The organism is Janthinobacterium amylolyticum, assembly GCF_051380655.1.
GTDB lineage: Bacteria > Pseudomonadota > Gammaproteobacteria > Burkholderiales > Burkholderiaceae_D > Janthinobacterium.
Window position 1 is genome coordinate 197,368 of the sequence record NZ_JBNYXL010000007.1, and the last position, 13,665, is coordinate 211,032.

The 13,665-nt window shown below is 62.8% G+C and carries 11 protein-coding genes; 3 read left to right on the forward strand and 8 right to left on the reverse strand.

Features of this window, described 5'->3' with window-relative positions:
- Positions 1–57 precede the first annotated feature (57 nt).
- The 5 genes from ACQ4WR_RS16620 to ACQ4WR_RS16640 all read right to left on the reverse strand — a co-directional run bounded on the left by ACQ4WR_RS16620 (position 58) and on the right by ACQ4WR_RS16640 (position 4,544).
- Entirely contained in the window at positions 58–756 is a 699-nt protein-coding gene (locus tag ACQ4WR_RS16620; RefSeq protein WP_102296541.1) for a response regulator, read from the reverse strand.
- Positions 753–2,420, reverse strand: coding sequence for a sensor histidine kinase (locus ACQ4WR_RS16625; protein WP_180979492.1), 1,668 nt, complete (start codon positions 2,418–2,420; stop codon positions 753–755). The genes ACQ4WR_RS16620 and ACQ4WR_RS16625 overlap by 4 nt, the downstream gene beginning before the upstream one ends.
- Positions 2,421–2,569: 149 nt before the next feature.
- Positions 2,570–3,541: a diguanylate cyclase gene (locus ACQ4WR_RS16630; protein WP_436488536.1), complete on the reverse strand. Its 972-nt coding sequence runs from the start codon at positions 3,539–3,541 to the stop codon at positions 2,570–2,572.
- Positions 3,542–3,546: 5 nt separating this feature from the next.
- Positions 3,547–4,173 (reverse strand): chemotaxis protein CheC, encoded by a 627-nt coding sequence (locus ACQ4WR_RS16635; RefSeq protein WP_102296537.1) that lies wholly within the window; start codon positions 4,171–4,173, stop codon positions 3,547–3,549.
- Between the two features lie 2 nt (positions 4,174–4,175).
- Positions 4,176–4,544, reverse strand: coding sequence for a response regulator (locus ACQ4WR_RS16640; RefSeq protein WP_102296535.1), 369 nt, complete (start codon positions 4,542–4,544; stop codon positions 4,176–4,178).
- A gap of 206 nt (positions 4,545–4,750) precedes the next feature.
- Between ACQ4WR_RS16640 and rpiA the strand changes: the two genes are divergently transcribed.
- Positions 4,751–5,428: a ribose-5-phosphate isomerase RpiA gene (gene rpiA, locus ACQ4WR_RS16645; protein ID WP_436488539.1), complete on the forward strand. Its 678-nt coding sequence runs from the start codon at positions 4,751–4,753 to the stop codon at positions 5,426–5,428.
- 36 nt (positions 5,429–5,464) lie between these two features.
- Here rpiA and ACQ4WR_RS16650 read toward each other — a convergent pair whose 3' ends face one another.
- A complete protein-coding gene (locus tag ACQ4WR_RS16650; RefSeq protein ID WP_436488541.1) occupies positions 5,465–5,989 on the reverse strand; it encodes a DUF6622 family protein in 525 nt (174 codons plus the stop codon).
- A 274-nt stretch (positions 5,990–6,263) separates the two neighbouring features.
- Entirely contained in the window at positions 6,264–6,536 is a 273-nt protein-coding gene (locus ACQ4WR_RS16655) for an oxidative damage protection protein (protein ID WP_034750797.1), read from the reverse strand.
- A 220-nt stretch (positions 6,537–6,756) separates the two neighbouring features.
- Between ACQ4WR_RS16655 and kdsA the strand changes: the two genes are divergently transcribed.
- Complete coding sequence (gene kdsA / locus ACQ4WR_RS16660; RefSeq protein ID WP_034750794.1) at positions 6,757–7,602, forward strand: 3-deoxy-8-phosphooctulonate synthase; 846 nt, start codon at positions 6,757–6,759, stop codon at positions 7,600–7,602.
- Between the two features lie 44 nt (positions 7,603–7,646).
- On the opposite strand, the gene argA is transcribed toward kdsA, so the two are convergent.
- Positions 7,647–8,957 (reverse strand): amino-acid N-acetyltransferase, encoded by a 1,311-nt coding sequence (gene argA / locus ACQ4WR_RS16665; RefSeq protein WP_046685875.1) that lies wholly within the window; start codon positions 8,955–8,957, stop codon positions 7,647–7,649.
- A 56-nt stretch (positions 8,958–9,013) separates the two neighbouring features.
- Between argA and hrpA the strand changes: the two genes are divergently transcribed.
- The gene (gene hrpA, locus ACQ4WR_RS16670; RefSeq protein WP_436488543.1) at positions 9,014–13,336 is read left to right on the forward strand and encodes an ATP-dependent RNA helicase HrpA; all 4,323 of its coding nucleotides are present in this window, start codon (positions 9,014–9,016) and stop codon (positions 13,334–13,336) included.
- Positions 13,337–13,665: the final 329 nt, after the last annotated feature.

A 13,665-nucleotide genomic window follows, 5' to 3' on the forward strand; every position in this document is an offset into this window, starting at 1 on the left:
GGGCGGAAGGGGCAGGCGCGCGGCCTGGCGGGGAGGGAGGGCGCCAGTGGCGCGCGGTCAGCTGCGGGGCAGCTCGCCCAGGTGGTGCTTGGTGGCGTAGGCGTACAGTTCCAGGCGGTTGTACACGCCCAGCTTGCGGTAGATCGAGGTCAGGTGGTTGCGCAGGGTGTGTTCTGAAATGAACAGCTGGTCGGCCAGCAGCTTGGCCGGCGTGCCGCTGCCATGCACGAGGGCGGCGATGATTTTTCTTTCCTTGAGGGTCAGGCTGGCCACGGCGGCGGCATGCGCCGAGCCGCCGCCCGGCTGGGTCAGCTGGGTCAGCATGCGGCCCAGCATGGCGTGTTCCAGCCACAGTTCGCCATGGTAGACCTTCTCGATGGCTTTGAGCACCATTTCGGCCGGCGCATCCTTGCTGATGATGCCGCGCGCGCCTTTCAGGATGGCCTGGTCAAGAGTCGCCTGGTCGTGGCTGGCCGTCAGCACCAGGATGCGCGTGGCGCCGCGCTGCACCAGCGCCGGCAGGATGGCCAGCGAGCTGACGCCGCCCAGGTCGAGGTCGAGCACGATGACATCGGGTTCCAGCGCCGCTGCCTGGGCCAGCGCCTCGGCGCTGTCGGAGGCCGTGGCGACCACGCGCATGCCCGAGTGTTCGCCGCCGATCAGCCGTTCCAGGCCCCACAGCATGGTCTTGTGATCGTCGACCAGCAGCACACGTATGGCGGTGCTGGCGCTGGGCTGGCGCTGGAGTTCGTTCATATGGGGATCTCTATTTCGACGGAGGTATTGCCCAGGGTGCTGTGGGTGACGCGGGCGACGCCACCCAGGGCGGCAGCCCGTTCGGCCAGCGAGTCGGGCAGGAAATCGGGCACGTGCGCGGCCGCGCATTCGTTGTCGATGCTGATGTGCAGCGCCCCCTGCACGCAGGTGAGCTTGACGGCGCCATGCCGGGCCGAGGTGTGCTTGCGGATATTGCTCATGCCTTCATTGACGATCTGGAACACTTCGGCGGCCAGGCGGTCATTGATATGCAGGTCGCCCTCGATTTGCACGGCGATGTCGATGCCATAGAATTCGCGGATCTGCGTGGCCTGGCGCCGCAGCGCGACCAGCAGTTCCGGCTCGCTTTGCACCTGGCCATTCTTGAAGGTGCGCGCATAGCTGCGCAGGTCGGCGATCACCTGGCCCGACATGATGATCAGCTTGTCGAGCTCGGGCAGCAGCGGGTTGCCCATGGTGGCCTCGTTGCGCAGGGCGGCCAGGCCGTGGCGCAGGCCGATATATGGTTGAATGGCCGTGTCGTGCAGGTCGCGCGCCATCTTTTCGCGCTCGCGCGAGGCCGCCTGCGAAGCGAGCCGGTCGAGCAGGTCGATGTTTTCAATGACGGGAAAGGCCTGTGCGCCGATATGGCTGAGGAACAGGGCGTCAGTCCTGCTCAGGCTGGTCGACGAGACGATGTACAGCCGCCCCTTGCCATTGCGTAAAGGCAGCGGGGCGCTGATGAAGGCGTGCGCTTCGAGCAGCTCGGCCAGGCTGGCGCCGGCCGTGTCGTCCTGCTGCAGCCAGCGCCCGTTGTCGAGGTTGAGCAGTCGCGCGCCACCCAGCCAGCGCAGCCAGGCCCCCGGCGGCTGGTTGTACAGCACGATTTTATCGGGCGGGAAGGCCAGCAATGGGCTGGCCGCCTCGTCGCTGAGCAGCGAACTGGTATGGATCACGCCCGATTCCGTCTGGATCACGCTGCGCAGCGACCAGATCCGCGTGCCCTTGTCCTGCATGATCAGCAGGCAGCTGCGGGCGTTGAAGTAGCTGCGGGTTTTTTCCAGCACCGAGGTGATGGTCTGGTCCACGCCGAAGCGGGGATTGGACAGCTGGCTGACATCGCGCAGCAGGGCCAGGTGGCTGCGCTGGGTAATGGCCGAGCCGCCCCAGTAGGCGATCATGTAGCCGAGCGCCAGCAAAAAGGTGGTGCGCAGCAGCATGCGTGACAATTCGGCATCTGTTTCGCCGAACAGCGCGGTGGCGGCGAACAGGCCGGCCGATGCCAGGGTGACGCGGGCGCCTTCCTCGAAGCCGCGCTGGAAAGACGAGATCAGGATGGCAAAGAAGAAAAACAGGAAGAACAGATTATTGTGGCTGCTGGTGGAAAACACGATCAGCGCATACCAGGCCACGTCCAGCCAGTACAGCAAGATGTCTTCCGGCAAGTTCAGGCCCAGCACGGCGAGCACGTAGAGCAGCAGGCTGTGCATGGTGTAGGCGGAAAAGATCAGCCAGGTGATCCTGCTCAGCCGGCCGGCGCTCTCGGGGTCGATGAACAGGGTCAGCAGGGTGGCGCTGGACAACAGCAGGCGCATGCCGTTCACCATGGTCGTATCCATGCCCGCACCTGGCAAGCCCGACTTGATGGGAGGATCGAGGTTCACAAGCACTCCTGGCCGTATCCTGCACGGGGGAACCATGCGCGGGGATAGATACCACAGACAAATTCTTGTTGTTTTTGCTGCAATCAGCTACGAGTCTACGCACCCGCCGTAAAGATGTCTACAGGAATTAATCGTGGTGCGTTGCTTTCCTAGCACGCCTGTCCTGACACGCGGTTGCGTCCCGCGCGCTTGGCCAGATAGAGGGCGCGGTCGGCGGCGCCGATGAGGGCGGAAATGGCCAGCGGCTGGTGCGGATGCTGGGTGGCGATGCCGATGCTGACCGTGATGTGCTTGGCTTCATTGCCCGTCTTCGCATGGGGGATGCGCAAATCGGCCGCGCGCTGGCGGATCGCTTCGGCCATGCCCAGCGCCTGCGACGCATCCGTGTCGGGCAGGATGGCGGCGAATTCCTCGCCGCCGTAGCGCGCCAGCAGGTCGGTGGGGCGCTGCAGCATGGCGGCCAGCTCGGCCGCCACGCGTATCAGGCAGTCGTCGCCCTGCTGGTGGCCGTAATGGTCGTTGTAATCCTTGAAATGGTCGATATCGATCATCAGCAGCGACAGCGGGTTGCCCGTGCGCATGGCGCGCCGCATTTCCTTCTCGATGGCGACGTCGAAGTGGCGGCGGTTGGCGATGCCCGTCAAGCCGTCGGAAAAGGTTTGCGAGCGCAAGACCATGGTTTGTTCGCGCAGCAGTTTCTCGCGCCCCACGGCGATGGTGACGTCATTGATCTGGATCAGGCAATGGCGCGGCGAAGCGGGCAGATTGATGGGCGTGACGGCGATCGCCTGCTGCATGCGTTCCTGGCCTTCCTCGGCGCCGGCGGCGGCACCATGCGTGTACAGCGCAAACGGCGCCTTGTGCAGGGTTTGCGACAGCAGCGACTGGAAATTGTCGCGCAGGGCCTGGGTGATGGCCGACGCGATGCGCTTGTGGCGCAGCTCAGGGAAGATGGCGAAAAAGTCCTGGCCCAGCACGCTTTCAGCGGTCCGGGCGGAGTGGCGCGCCATCCAGTGGTTCCACAGCACGATACGGTGCGCTTCATCGAGCACGATGGCGCCCAGGTTGACGGCACCGATGATGCTTTCGAGCAGGGCGAGTCGGTGCAATGCATCGGGCATGATCGTCACGCCTGGCCCAGGACCTTGGCCAGGTAGTGGCTGACTTGCTGCTTCAGGTCGTGCAAGGCGGACAGGTCGAGCACGAACGCCACATAGCCATGGATTTGGTGCTTCGACAGCACGAAGTCGATGTGCAGCATCAGCACGACGGCGTCGTCGTCGTGGCCGCCGAACGAGGACAGGATTTCCGCGCTGGTGCCCACGTGGTACAGGGGCAGCGAGCCATGCAGTTCGCTGTCGAACAGGTTGGCCAGCGTCCCCACGCAGGAATTGAGGATGATGTTGCCGATTTCGCTCATCGCTTCCTGTTCCATCTCCGTCAGTTCCTGCAGCGGCATGGCATCGCCCACCATCAGGCGCACGATTTCCAGGCTTTTGTCTTCTGGGAACATCAGGATGGCTTCGGTGGCGAAAGCGCCATCGTAGTGCTGGCTGACGCCGCAGATGCGTTCGCCATCTTTTTTGCTGCCCAGCAAGGCCGCCGCGTCGGCGCGGTTCAGGAACGTGATGGAGGGCACCGACATGGTGACTTCTTCATTGACGATTTCGCTCATCGCCGCCGCCGCGTGGCCCACGCCGATGTTGAATATCTCTACCAGGGCATCGTTTTCCAGTTCGGAGAGATTGACCATGCTCACAGCCCCAATGACTCGATCAACTGGTGAATGCGGGTTTCCGTGATCGGTTTTTCCATGAAGCCAACTTGTAGTTCGCTGGCGCGGTTGCGGATGGCATTTTGCACATTGGCCGTGACGAGCACGATATGCGTTTGCGGGCACAGCGCGCGCAATTGCTCCGCCGCCGCCACGCCGCCCATGCCGGGCATGTTGACATCCAGTAATATCAGCACAGGGGTCATGGTCTTGACTTTTTCCAGGGCTTCTTCACCCGTCGCCGCCTCGATGACCTGCCAGTCGGCATGTTTGCTGAGGATGAACTGATGCGACATCAAACGTGAAACCCGGCTGTCATCGACAACAAGTACCTGTTTACTGTGAGTCATGTGTTATTCCTGAAACGTCATATCTGTCAATCGTGCCATTTTCGCATATTTTAAAGGGCATAGAGAGTAATTGGCTGGCGAATTGCTCTAGGGCAAAATATTCGCAAGCCGCTGTTGTCTCAAATGCCGCGGCCTGTCAGCATGGGCGGCTGGCCGCTACGGCAATCCGTTAAAATAGCGGCATTCCTCACTTTAGCCTGAATGCCATGACCCAAGACGAATTGAAGCAAGCCGTAGCCCGTGCCGCCATCAACTATGTGGTGGAAGGTGAAATCATCGGCGTCGGTACCGGTTCCACCGCCAATTTCTTTATCGATGAACTGGCCAAGATCAAGGACAGCATCAAGGGCACCGTGGCCTCGTCGGAAGCGACGGCCGCCCGCCTGGCAGGCCATGGCATCCCCGTGTTCGACTTGAACGACGTCGAATCGATCGCCGTCTACATCGATGGCGCCGATGAAATCACGGCCAGCGGCGCCATGATCAAGGGCGGCGGCGCGGCATTGACGCGTGAAAAGATCGTGGCTTCGGTCGCGAAACAGTTCGTCTGCATCGCCGACGGTTCCAAGCTGGTGGACACCCTGGGCGCCTTCCCGTTGCCGGTGGAAGTCATCCCGATGGCGCGCGCCGCCGTTTCGCGCCAGCTGGCCGCGCTGGGCGGCACGCCCCGCCTGCGCCTGAAGGCGGGTACTGGCGAAGCGTTCATCACGGATAACGGCGGTGAGATCATCGACGTGCTGGGCTTGCAGATCGCCGACCCGGTGGCGCTGGAACAGCAGATCAACCAGATCGTCGGCGTCATCGCCGTGGGCCTGTTCGCCGTGCGCGGCGCCAACGTTTGCCTGCTGGGCATGCCGGAAGGCGTGCGCACCCTGGCGTACTAAGGGGATAGCCGGCGTTTGCCGGCATTTGCACTTGTCTTACACGGCGGCCCCTTGCGGGCCGCTTGTCATGTGCGCCTGGCGGTACACGGCCATGGTTCGCAGCAAGCCACCGAGGAAGAGGCCGCTGAAGCAGCCATAGGCGAGACAGACAGGCACGATGAAGCCGGGCGCATGGGCAGTCGCTGGAGCGACGGCCAGGGTCACGGCCACCGCATATTTCATGCAGAAGATGCTCATCATTAATATCAACGGCAGCCAGCTGCCGGGAAGCTGCACGCTGCCCCGCTCGGGACAGGCCGTCAGCTTGCGCGCATCCGTCAGCGACCATGCCAGCGCCGCGCCCGCCAATGCGCCAGTCGCCCAGGCGAACGGCGCCATGCCGTCGAAACCGAAACTGCCGTGCACGCCGCTCAGCGACAGGACGAGCATGACGAGGGGAATGATGCACAGCTTGCGCAAGGTCACTTCGCGCGCGCGGCTGGCCAGCACGCCACGGTAGACGAGAAAACCCAGGATGGCCCAGACATACAGGGGAGTGTGGCTGAAGATGTGCTGCAACATGGTGTCCGCCTTGGAAAGTCGTTGTCGATGGACGTACTGTGCCTGCCGGCGGCATGGGCGGCCAGCGATGTGCGACGAAACGGGGAGGGATGGCCGTGAAACGGCGTCAGGCGGCGTGAAGCAGGGAGGGGATAGAGGTGACGATGAGCTAAAAAGAATTCACCGCATCGGCACCTTTGCAACCGTGGCGAACAAGCTCAATATCGGGCCGAGTAGCGGAGCTGTACATCCGGTACAGCGAGCAACCGAGGCCCGAGAGTGAGCCGCGCCGTGCTTACTCGGTTGGCGGCACATAACCCATGGCCGCATCGGCGCCATCGCCGAAGAAATGCTTTTCCATCTGGGTGGCCAGGTATTTGCGGGCGCGCGCGTCGGCCAGGTTCAGGCGGTTTTCGTTGACCAGCATGGTCTGGTGCTTGAGCCAGGCAGCCCAGGCTTCTTTCGACACCGATTCGTAAATCTTCTTGCCCAGTTCGCCCGGGTACGGCGGGAAGTCCAGTCCTTCGGCTTCCTTGTTGAGTTTGATGCAGTGGATCGTGCGGGCCATCTGTGCTCCTGAATCAGTGTAGAGATAAAGCGTGATTATAAGGCACTTTGCGCGTCCCTTCGCGGGGCCGTCGCGGCCGGGCCACGCGCCGTTTGCCGCGCCCTTGCGCTGGATCAAATTTGATCTGCGCCGCCCTAGCTAGTAAGATGCTTTATCGCGCCCGCCGCTGGCGGCGCCTCTTCGAACCCAGTAGTAGTAATTAACCAATATGGAATCCCCTATGACCTCAGTGAAAGTCCATGGCATCGATGTCAGCAACACAGGCAGCTTCGCGCTGTTTGGCGGCATCAACGTGCTCGAGTCGCGCGATCTCGCCATGCGCGCCTGCGAAGAATATGTGCGCGTTACGCAAAAACTGGGGATTCCATATGTGTTCAAGGCCAGCTTTGACAAGGCCAACCGCTCGTCCATCCATTCCTACCGTGGCCCGGGCCTGGAAGAGGGCATGCGTATCTTCCAGGATGTGAAAGCGGCGTTCGGCGTGCCCGTCATTACCGACGTGCATGAACCATGGCAGGCGCAGCAGGTGGCCGAAGTGGTGGACGTGCTGCAATTGCCCGCCTTTCTGGCGCGCCAGACGGACCTCGTCGTGGCCCTGGCGAAAACCGGTAAAGTCATCAACATCAAGAAGCCGCAATTCCTCAGCCCTGGCCAGATGGCCAATATCGTCGAGAAATTCAAGGAAGCGGGCAACGATCAACTGATCCTGTGCGACCGCGGCACTTGCCTTGGCTACGACAACCTGGTGGTCGACATGCTGGGCTTTGGCGTCATGAAAAAAACGTGCGATGACTTGCCGATCATCTTCGACGTCACGCACGCGCTGCAGCAGCGCGACCCCGGTGGCGCCGCTTCGGGTGGCCGCCGCCAGCAAGTGGCGGACCTGGCGCGCGCCGGCCTGGCCGTCGGCATCGCCGGCCTGTTCCTGGAAGCCCATCCTGACCCCGACAATGCCCGCTGCGACGGCCCCAGCGCCTTGCCGCTGGACCAGCTGGAACCGTTCCTGGCGCAATTGAAGGCGCTCGACGACCTGGTCAAGTCGTTTGCCCCATTGAATATCAAATAACGATCTGAATGTAAAAAAGCCCGGCATGCCGGGCTTTTTCAGTTTTACAGGGTCTTGATCAGCACTTGGGATTTACGTTGCCAGTTATACATGTGCTGGCGGTCCTTCGGCAAATCATCGACCGTGGCCGGCACGAAGCCGCGTTTCTTGAACCAGTGCGAGGTGCGCGTGGTCAGCACGAACAGTTTGTTCAGGCCGGCGGCGCGCGCGCGGTTTTCCATGTGTTTCAGGATACGCTCGCCATCGCCCTGGGCCTGCACTTCCGGGTTGACCGTCAAACATGCCATTTCAGCCATCTTTTGCGCGGGGAACGGGTACAGCGCGGCGCAGCCGAAGATCACGCCATCATGCTCGATGACGGAGAAGTAATCGATCTCGCGCTCGATCAGCTCACGGCCCCGCTTGACCAAGGTACCGTCCGCTTCCAGCGGTTCGATCAGCTTGATGATGCCGCCCACGTCTTCGATGGTGGCCTGGCGCAGGCTTTCCAGGTTTTCATGGCTGATCATGGTGCCCACGCCATCATGGGTGAACAATTCCAGCAGGGCCGAGCCATCCATCGAGAAGGGCACGATGTGCGAGCGCTCGACGCCGTTGTGGCATGCCTTGACGCAATGTTTCAGGTAAAACGCCGTGGCGTCGGGCAGGAAGCCCGCCATCAGCACGGCTTCGGCCTGGTGCGACGACAGTTCGCGGATTTCCACGCCTGTCGCGTCTTCCATCATTGGCGTTTCGGTAATGAAAATCAGTTTATCCGCGTGCAGGGCGATGGCGGCGCTGCACGCCACGTCTTCCATGGTCAGGTTGAACGCTTCGCCCGTCGGCGAGAAGCCCAGCGGCGACAGCAGTACCAGGCCGTCCGAACCGAGGATGGAATGGATGGTTTCGGCATCGACCTTGCGCGTGATGCCCGTCAGTTCCAGGTCCACGCCATCGATCACGCCCAGCGGACGCGCCGTGATGAAGTTGCCGGAAATGATACGGATGGCCGCATGCGACATGGGCGTGTTCGGCAAGCCCTGGCTGAAGGCGGCCTCGATGTCGAGGCGCAGCTCGCCGGCAGCTTCCTTCGCGCATTCCAGTGCGGCAATGTCGGTGATGCGCACGCCATTGTGGAAACGGCCTTCGACGTTACGCAGGGCCAGTTGTTCCGCCACTTGCGGCCGCGAGCCGTAGACGACGGTCACATTGATATCGAGCGCATGCAGCAGGGAAAGATCATGGGCCAGCACCTGCAGCGCCCCGGCGCTGACGAGTTCACCGGGGAAGGCGACCACGAAGGTCTTGCCGCGAAAGGCGTGGATGTAGGGCGCGACGGAGCGCAGCCATTGGACGAATTGGGTAGGGTTTTCCATTAAGCGCATTATAATTCGCTGCGCGATGTGCGCGCTTAAAATACCTGTAAAAAACAATGTCTTCAGCCAGCAATAAGTCTTCCCCTCCTTCCAACGTTGCGAATGTGCCCGTTTCCGCGCCCGTTTCTGCGCCCGATGCCGCCTCCGTTCCCGTCTCCACGCCCGCGCCCGCGCCGGGGCGCCAGCGTCCGCCCGTGAGCCAGCAACGGCCGGCGGCACCGCGCGGGGAGCAGCCGAAAGAGCAGCAGCGGCAGCAACAGCAGCAGAGGGCGGGGGAGCGCGGTGAGCGCAATGAGCGCCAAGCTCCATCCCAGCCACGTCCGCCGCGCGAAGGACAGGCGCCGCGCAATGCGGCGGCTGGTCGCGAGAGTGCGGAGGCCCGCGAGGCTCGAGATACGGCGCGCGCCGCGCGCGAGGCGGAAAAGGCTTTCCGCAATCCGCTGCCGCCAATTACGTATCCGGAAGACTTGCCCGTTTCGGGCCGGCGCGCCGAAATCGCCAAGGCCCTGACGGAAAACCAGGTCATCATCGTTTCCGGCGAGACGGGTTCCGGCAAGACGACGCAGCTGCCGAAGATTTGCCTGGAGCTGGGACGCGGACAGAAGGGCCTGATCGGCCACACGCAGCCACGCCGCATCGCCGCCTCGTCGACGGCCAAGCGCATCGCGCAGGAACTCGGTACGCCGCTGGGCGAGACGGTCGGCTTTAAAGTCCGCTTTGCCGACACCCTGACGAAGGGCGCGTCCGTCAAGCTGATGACGGACGGTATCTTGCTGGCCGAGACGCAGACCGATCCGTTGTTGAAAAACTACGACACCATCATCATCGATGAAGCGCACGAACGCAGCCTGAACATCGATTTCCTGCTTGGCTATCTGAAGCAGCTGCTGCCGCGCCGGCCCGACCTGAAAATCATCATCACCTCGGCCACCATCGATGCGGAACGCTTCGCGCGGCATTTCGGCACGCCGGAAAAACCGGCACCCGTGATCGAAGTGTCGGGCCGTCTGTACCAGGTGGAAGTGCGCTACCGCCCCGTCGAGCGCGAGCAGGTAGCCATGCCGGGTGCGGGCGCGAACGCCGACAAGCCGGGGCAAAGGACCGCCGCCGCGCGTGAAAAGCGCGACCTGATGGATGCCGTCGTCGATGGCGTGGAAGAACTGTGCCGCATCGGTTCGGGCGACGTGCTGGTGTTCCTGCCGGGCGAGCGTGAAATTCGCGACTGTGCCGAAGCGCTGCGCAAGCACCACCCGCCGCACGTGGAAATCTTGCCCCTGTTCGCCCGTTTGTCGGCCGAGGAGCAGGAGCGCGTGTTCAAGACCAGCAATGCGCGCCGTATCGTGCTGGCCACCAACGTGGCGGAAACCTCGCTGACCGTGCCCGGCATCCGCTACGTGGTTGACGCGGGCCTGGCGCGCGTGAAACGCTACAGCTACCGCAATAAAGTCGAGCAGCTGCAAGTCGAGCCGATCGCCCAGTCGGCCGCCAACCAGCGCGCCGGCCGTTGCGGCCGCGTCGCCGACGGCGTGTGCATCCGTTTGTACGAAGAGCAGGATTACCTGCTGCGCCCGAAATTCACGGAACCGGAAATCCTGCGCTCCTCGCTGGCGGCCGTCATCCTGCGCATGAAGTCCTTGCACCTGACGGACGTGGAAACCTTCCCCTTCATCGAGCCGCCGCTGGCGCGCGCGGTGGCCGACGGTTATCAATTGCTGCAGGAGCTGGGCGCCGTCGATGACGTCAACAAGCTCACGCCGCTGGGCAACAAGCTGGCCAAGCTGCCGCTGGACCCGCGCGTGGGCCGCATGATCCTCGCCGCGCTCGATAACGCGTGTTTGACGGAAGTGCTGATCGTGGCATCCGCCCTGTCCGTGCAAGACCCGCGCGACCGCCCGATGGAACACCAGCAGGCGGCCGACGAGGCGCACAAGAAGTTTGCCGATGAGAAGTCGGAGTTCCTCAGCTACCTGAAAATCTGGCGCTGGTTCGAGTCCGCCATCGAGCACAAGAAAACCAACCGCCAGTTGCAGGACAATTGCCGCACGAATTTCCTCTCGCAGATGCGCTTGCGTGAATGGCGCGACGTGCATTCGCAGCTGCTGACCATCGTCAAGGAGCAGGGCTGGCGCCTGAACGAAGCGCCGGCCACCTACGACAACCTGCACATGGCCTTGCTGACCGGCTTGCTGGGCAATATCGGTTTCAAGGGCGAGGACGAGCCGGGCGCCGGTTATCTGGGTGCGCGCGGCATCAAGTTCCACATCTGGCCCGGTTCCTCGCTGCTGAAAAAGCCGGGCAAGTGGATCATGGCGGCCGAACTGGTCGACACGACGCGGCTGTATGCGCGCTGCGTGGCGCAGATCCAGCCCGAGTGGCTGGAAAAAGTCGGCGAGCATTTGCTGAAGAAATCCTGGGGCGAGCCGCGCTGGGAAAAACGCTCGGCGCAAGTGACAGCGTCCGAACGGGCGACCTTGTATGGCCTGGTGGTGTACAGCCAGCGGCGCATCAACTACGGCAATTTCAATCTGCCGGAAGCGCGCGAGATCTTCATCCGCGACGCGCTGGTGGGCGGCGACTTCGACACGCGCGCGCCTTTCTTTGCGCACAACCATAAATTGATCAAGGACATCGAGAACCTTGAACACAAGTCGCGCCGGCTGGACGTGCTGGTCGACGATGAGCTGATCGCCGCCTTTTACGACAAGCTGCTGCCGGCCGACGTATGCAATGGCGCCGGCTTCGAAAAATGGCACAAGGAGGCCACGCGCGAGAACCCCAAGCTGCTGTACCTGAACCGCGACGAGCTGATGCGCCACGAAGCGGCTGGCGTAACGACGGACCTGTTCCCGAAAACCATGTCGGTGACCGGGCTGGAAATGGGTTTGACGTATCATTTCGAGCCGGGCAGCGTGCGCGATGGCGTGACCTTGAGCGTGCCGCTGTATGCCTTGAACCAGTTGCCGCGCGAGCGCTGCGAATGGCTGGTGCCGGGCATGCTGAAGGAGAAAGTGCATCTGCTGCTCAAGTCCTTGCCGCAAAAGCTGCGCCGCCACTGCGTGCCGCTGCCCGATTACGCCGCCAAATTCTGCGAGCGCGTGCATGCGGCGGGCGTGTTTGGCCGCGGCGACCTGATCGACGCCATCATTGCGGATATCCGCACGCAGATCACGATCAACGTGCTGACGACGGACTTCAAGCCGGAAACTCTGCCTGCCCATCACTTCATGAATTTCAAGGTGATCGACGAGCATGGCCGCCAGCTGGACATGGGCCGCAACCTGGCCACCCTGCAGGCGGAATTCGGCGGCCAGGCGCGCCAGAGTTTCCAGAAGCTGGCCGAAGTGTCGGGTGTTTCCGGCACGGGCACGCCCGGTGCCAAGGTGGCGGGCGCGCAAGTGGCGTCGCGGCTGCAGGCGCAGGCGCAGGGTGTCACTGCCAACGTCAACGCTGCCGCAGGCAAGGGCGGCGCGCCGGCCAAGGGCGCAGCCACTGCGGCCGCACCGGCGTCAGGCAACGCCTCCGTCTCGCAGCACATGGGCTTGACGGCTTGGACCTTCGGCGAATTGCCGGAATTGCTGGAGATCGTGCAAGGCAAGCTGACCCTGATCGGCTTCCCGGCGCTGGTCGACAAGGGCACGCATTGCGATCTGGAAGTGTTTGACGATCCGACCGTGGCCGCCCGCACGCACAGGATCGGCTTGCGCCGTCTGTTCGCGCTGCAAATGAAGGAGCAGATCAAGTACGTCGAGAAAAGCATTCCGGGTTTGCAGCAGATGGGCATGCAATTCATGGCCCTGGGGTCACAGGAAGAGTTGCGCGAGCAAATTATCAACAAGGCGCTCGATATCGCCTGCCTGCAAGATCCGCTGCCGCTGGACGCCGCCTCGTTCGCCAAGCGCCAGGCGGAGGGCAAGTCGCGTCTGGTCTTGCTGGTGAATGAAATCGCCCGTTTGCTGTCGCAAGTGCTGACGGAATTCCACGGCTTGCCCAAGCGCCTGCAGAATATTCCCGCAGCGGTGGCGGCCGATATCCAGTCGCAGCTGCAGGGCCTCGTGCATAAACGCTTCCTGACGGAAAACGAGTACACGCAGCTGGCGCATTTCCCCCGCTATCTGAAGGCGATCAATGTGCGCCTGGAAAAGCTGCGCGCCGACCCGGCCCGCGACACCAAGCTGATGGCCGAATGGCAATCGGCGGCCGCGCCGTATCTGCGCCAGGCCAAGGACCGCCAGGCCGGCAAGAACACGGACCCGAAACTGGTCGATTTCCGCTGGATGCTGGAAGAGCTGCGCGTATCGCTGTTTGCGCAGGAATTGCGGACGCCGATGCCGGTGTCGGCCAAGCGCCTGCAGAAGGTGTGGGAATCCATGCAGCGATGATAGCAACGCTGCTGGGCAGCTCGCTGCGCTTAAGTAGGTCGGATTAGCGGGGCGTAGCCACGCGTAATCCGACAATATCGTTGGCGCGGGTGGCGTGGGTGGCGTTGGCGTTGGTGGCTTCGTTGGCGTTGGTGGTGATGTCGGATTACGCGGCTGCGCCGCTAATCCGACCTACGCGCTGTGCTTGCCCATCTCTCCGCCATCGTCGTCAGGTAGGTCGGATTAGCGGGGCGTAGCCACGCGTAATCCGACAATATCGTTGGCGCGGGTGGCGTGGGTGGCGTTGGCGTTGGTGGCTTCGTTGGCGTTGGTGGTGATGTCGGATTACG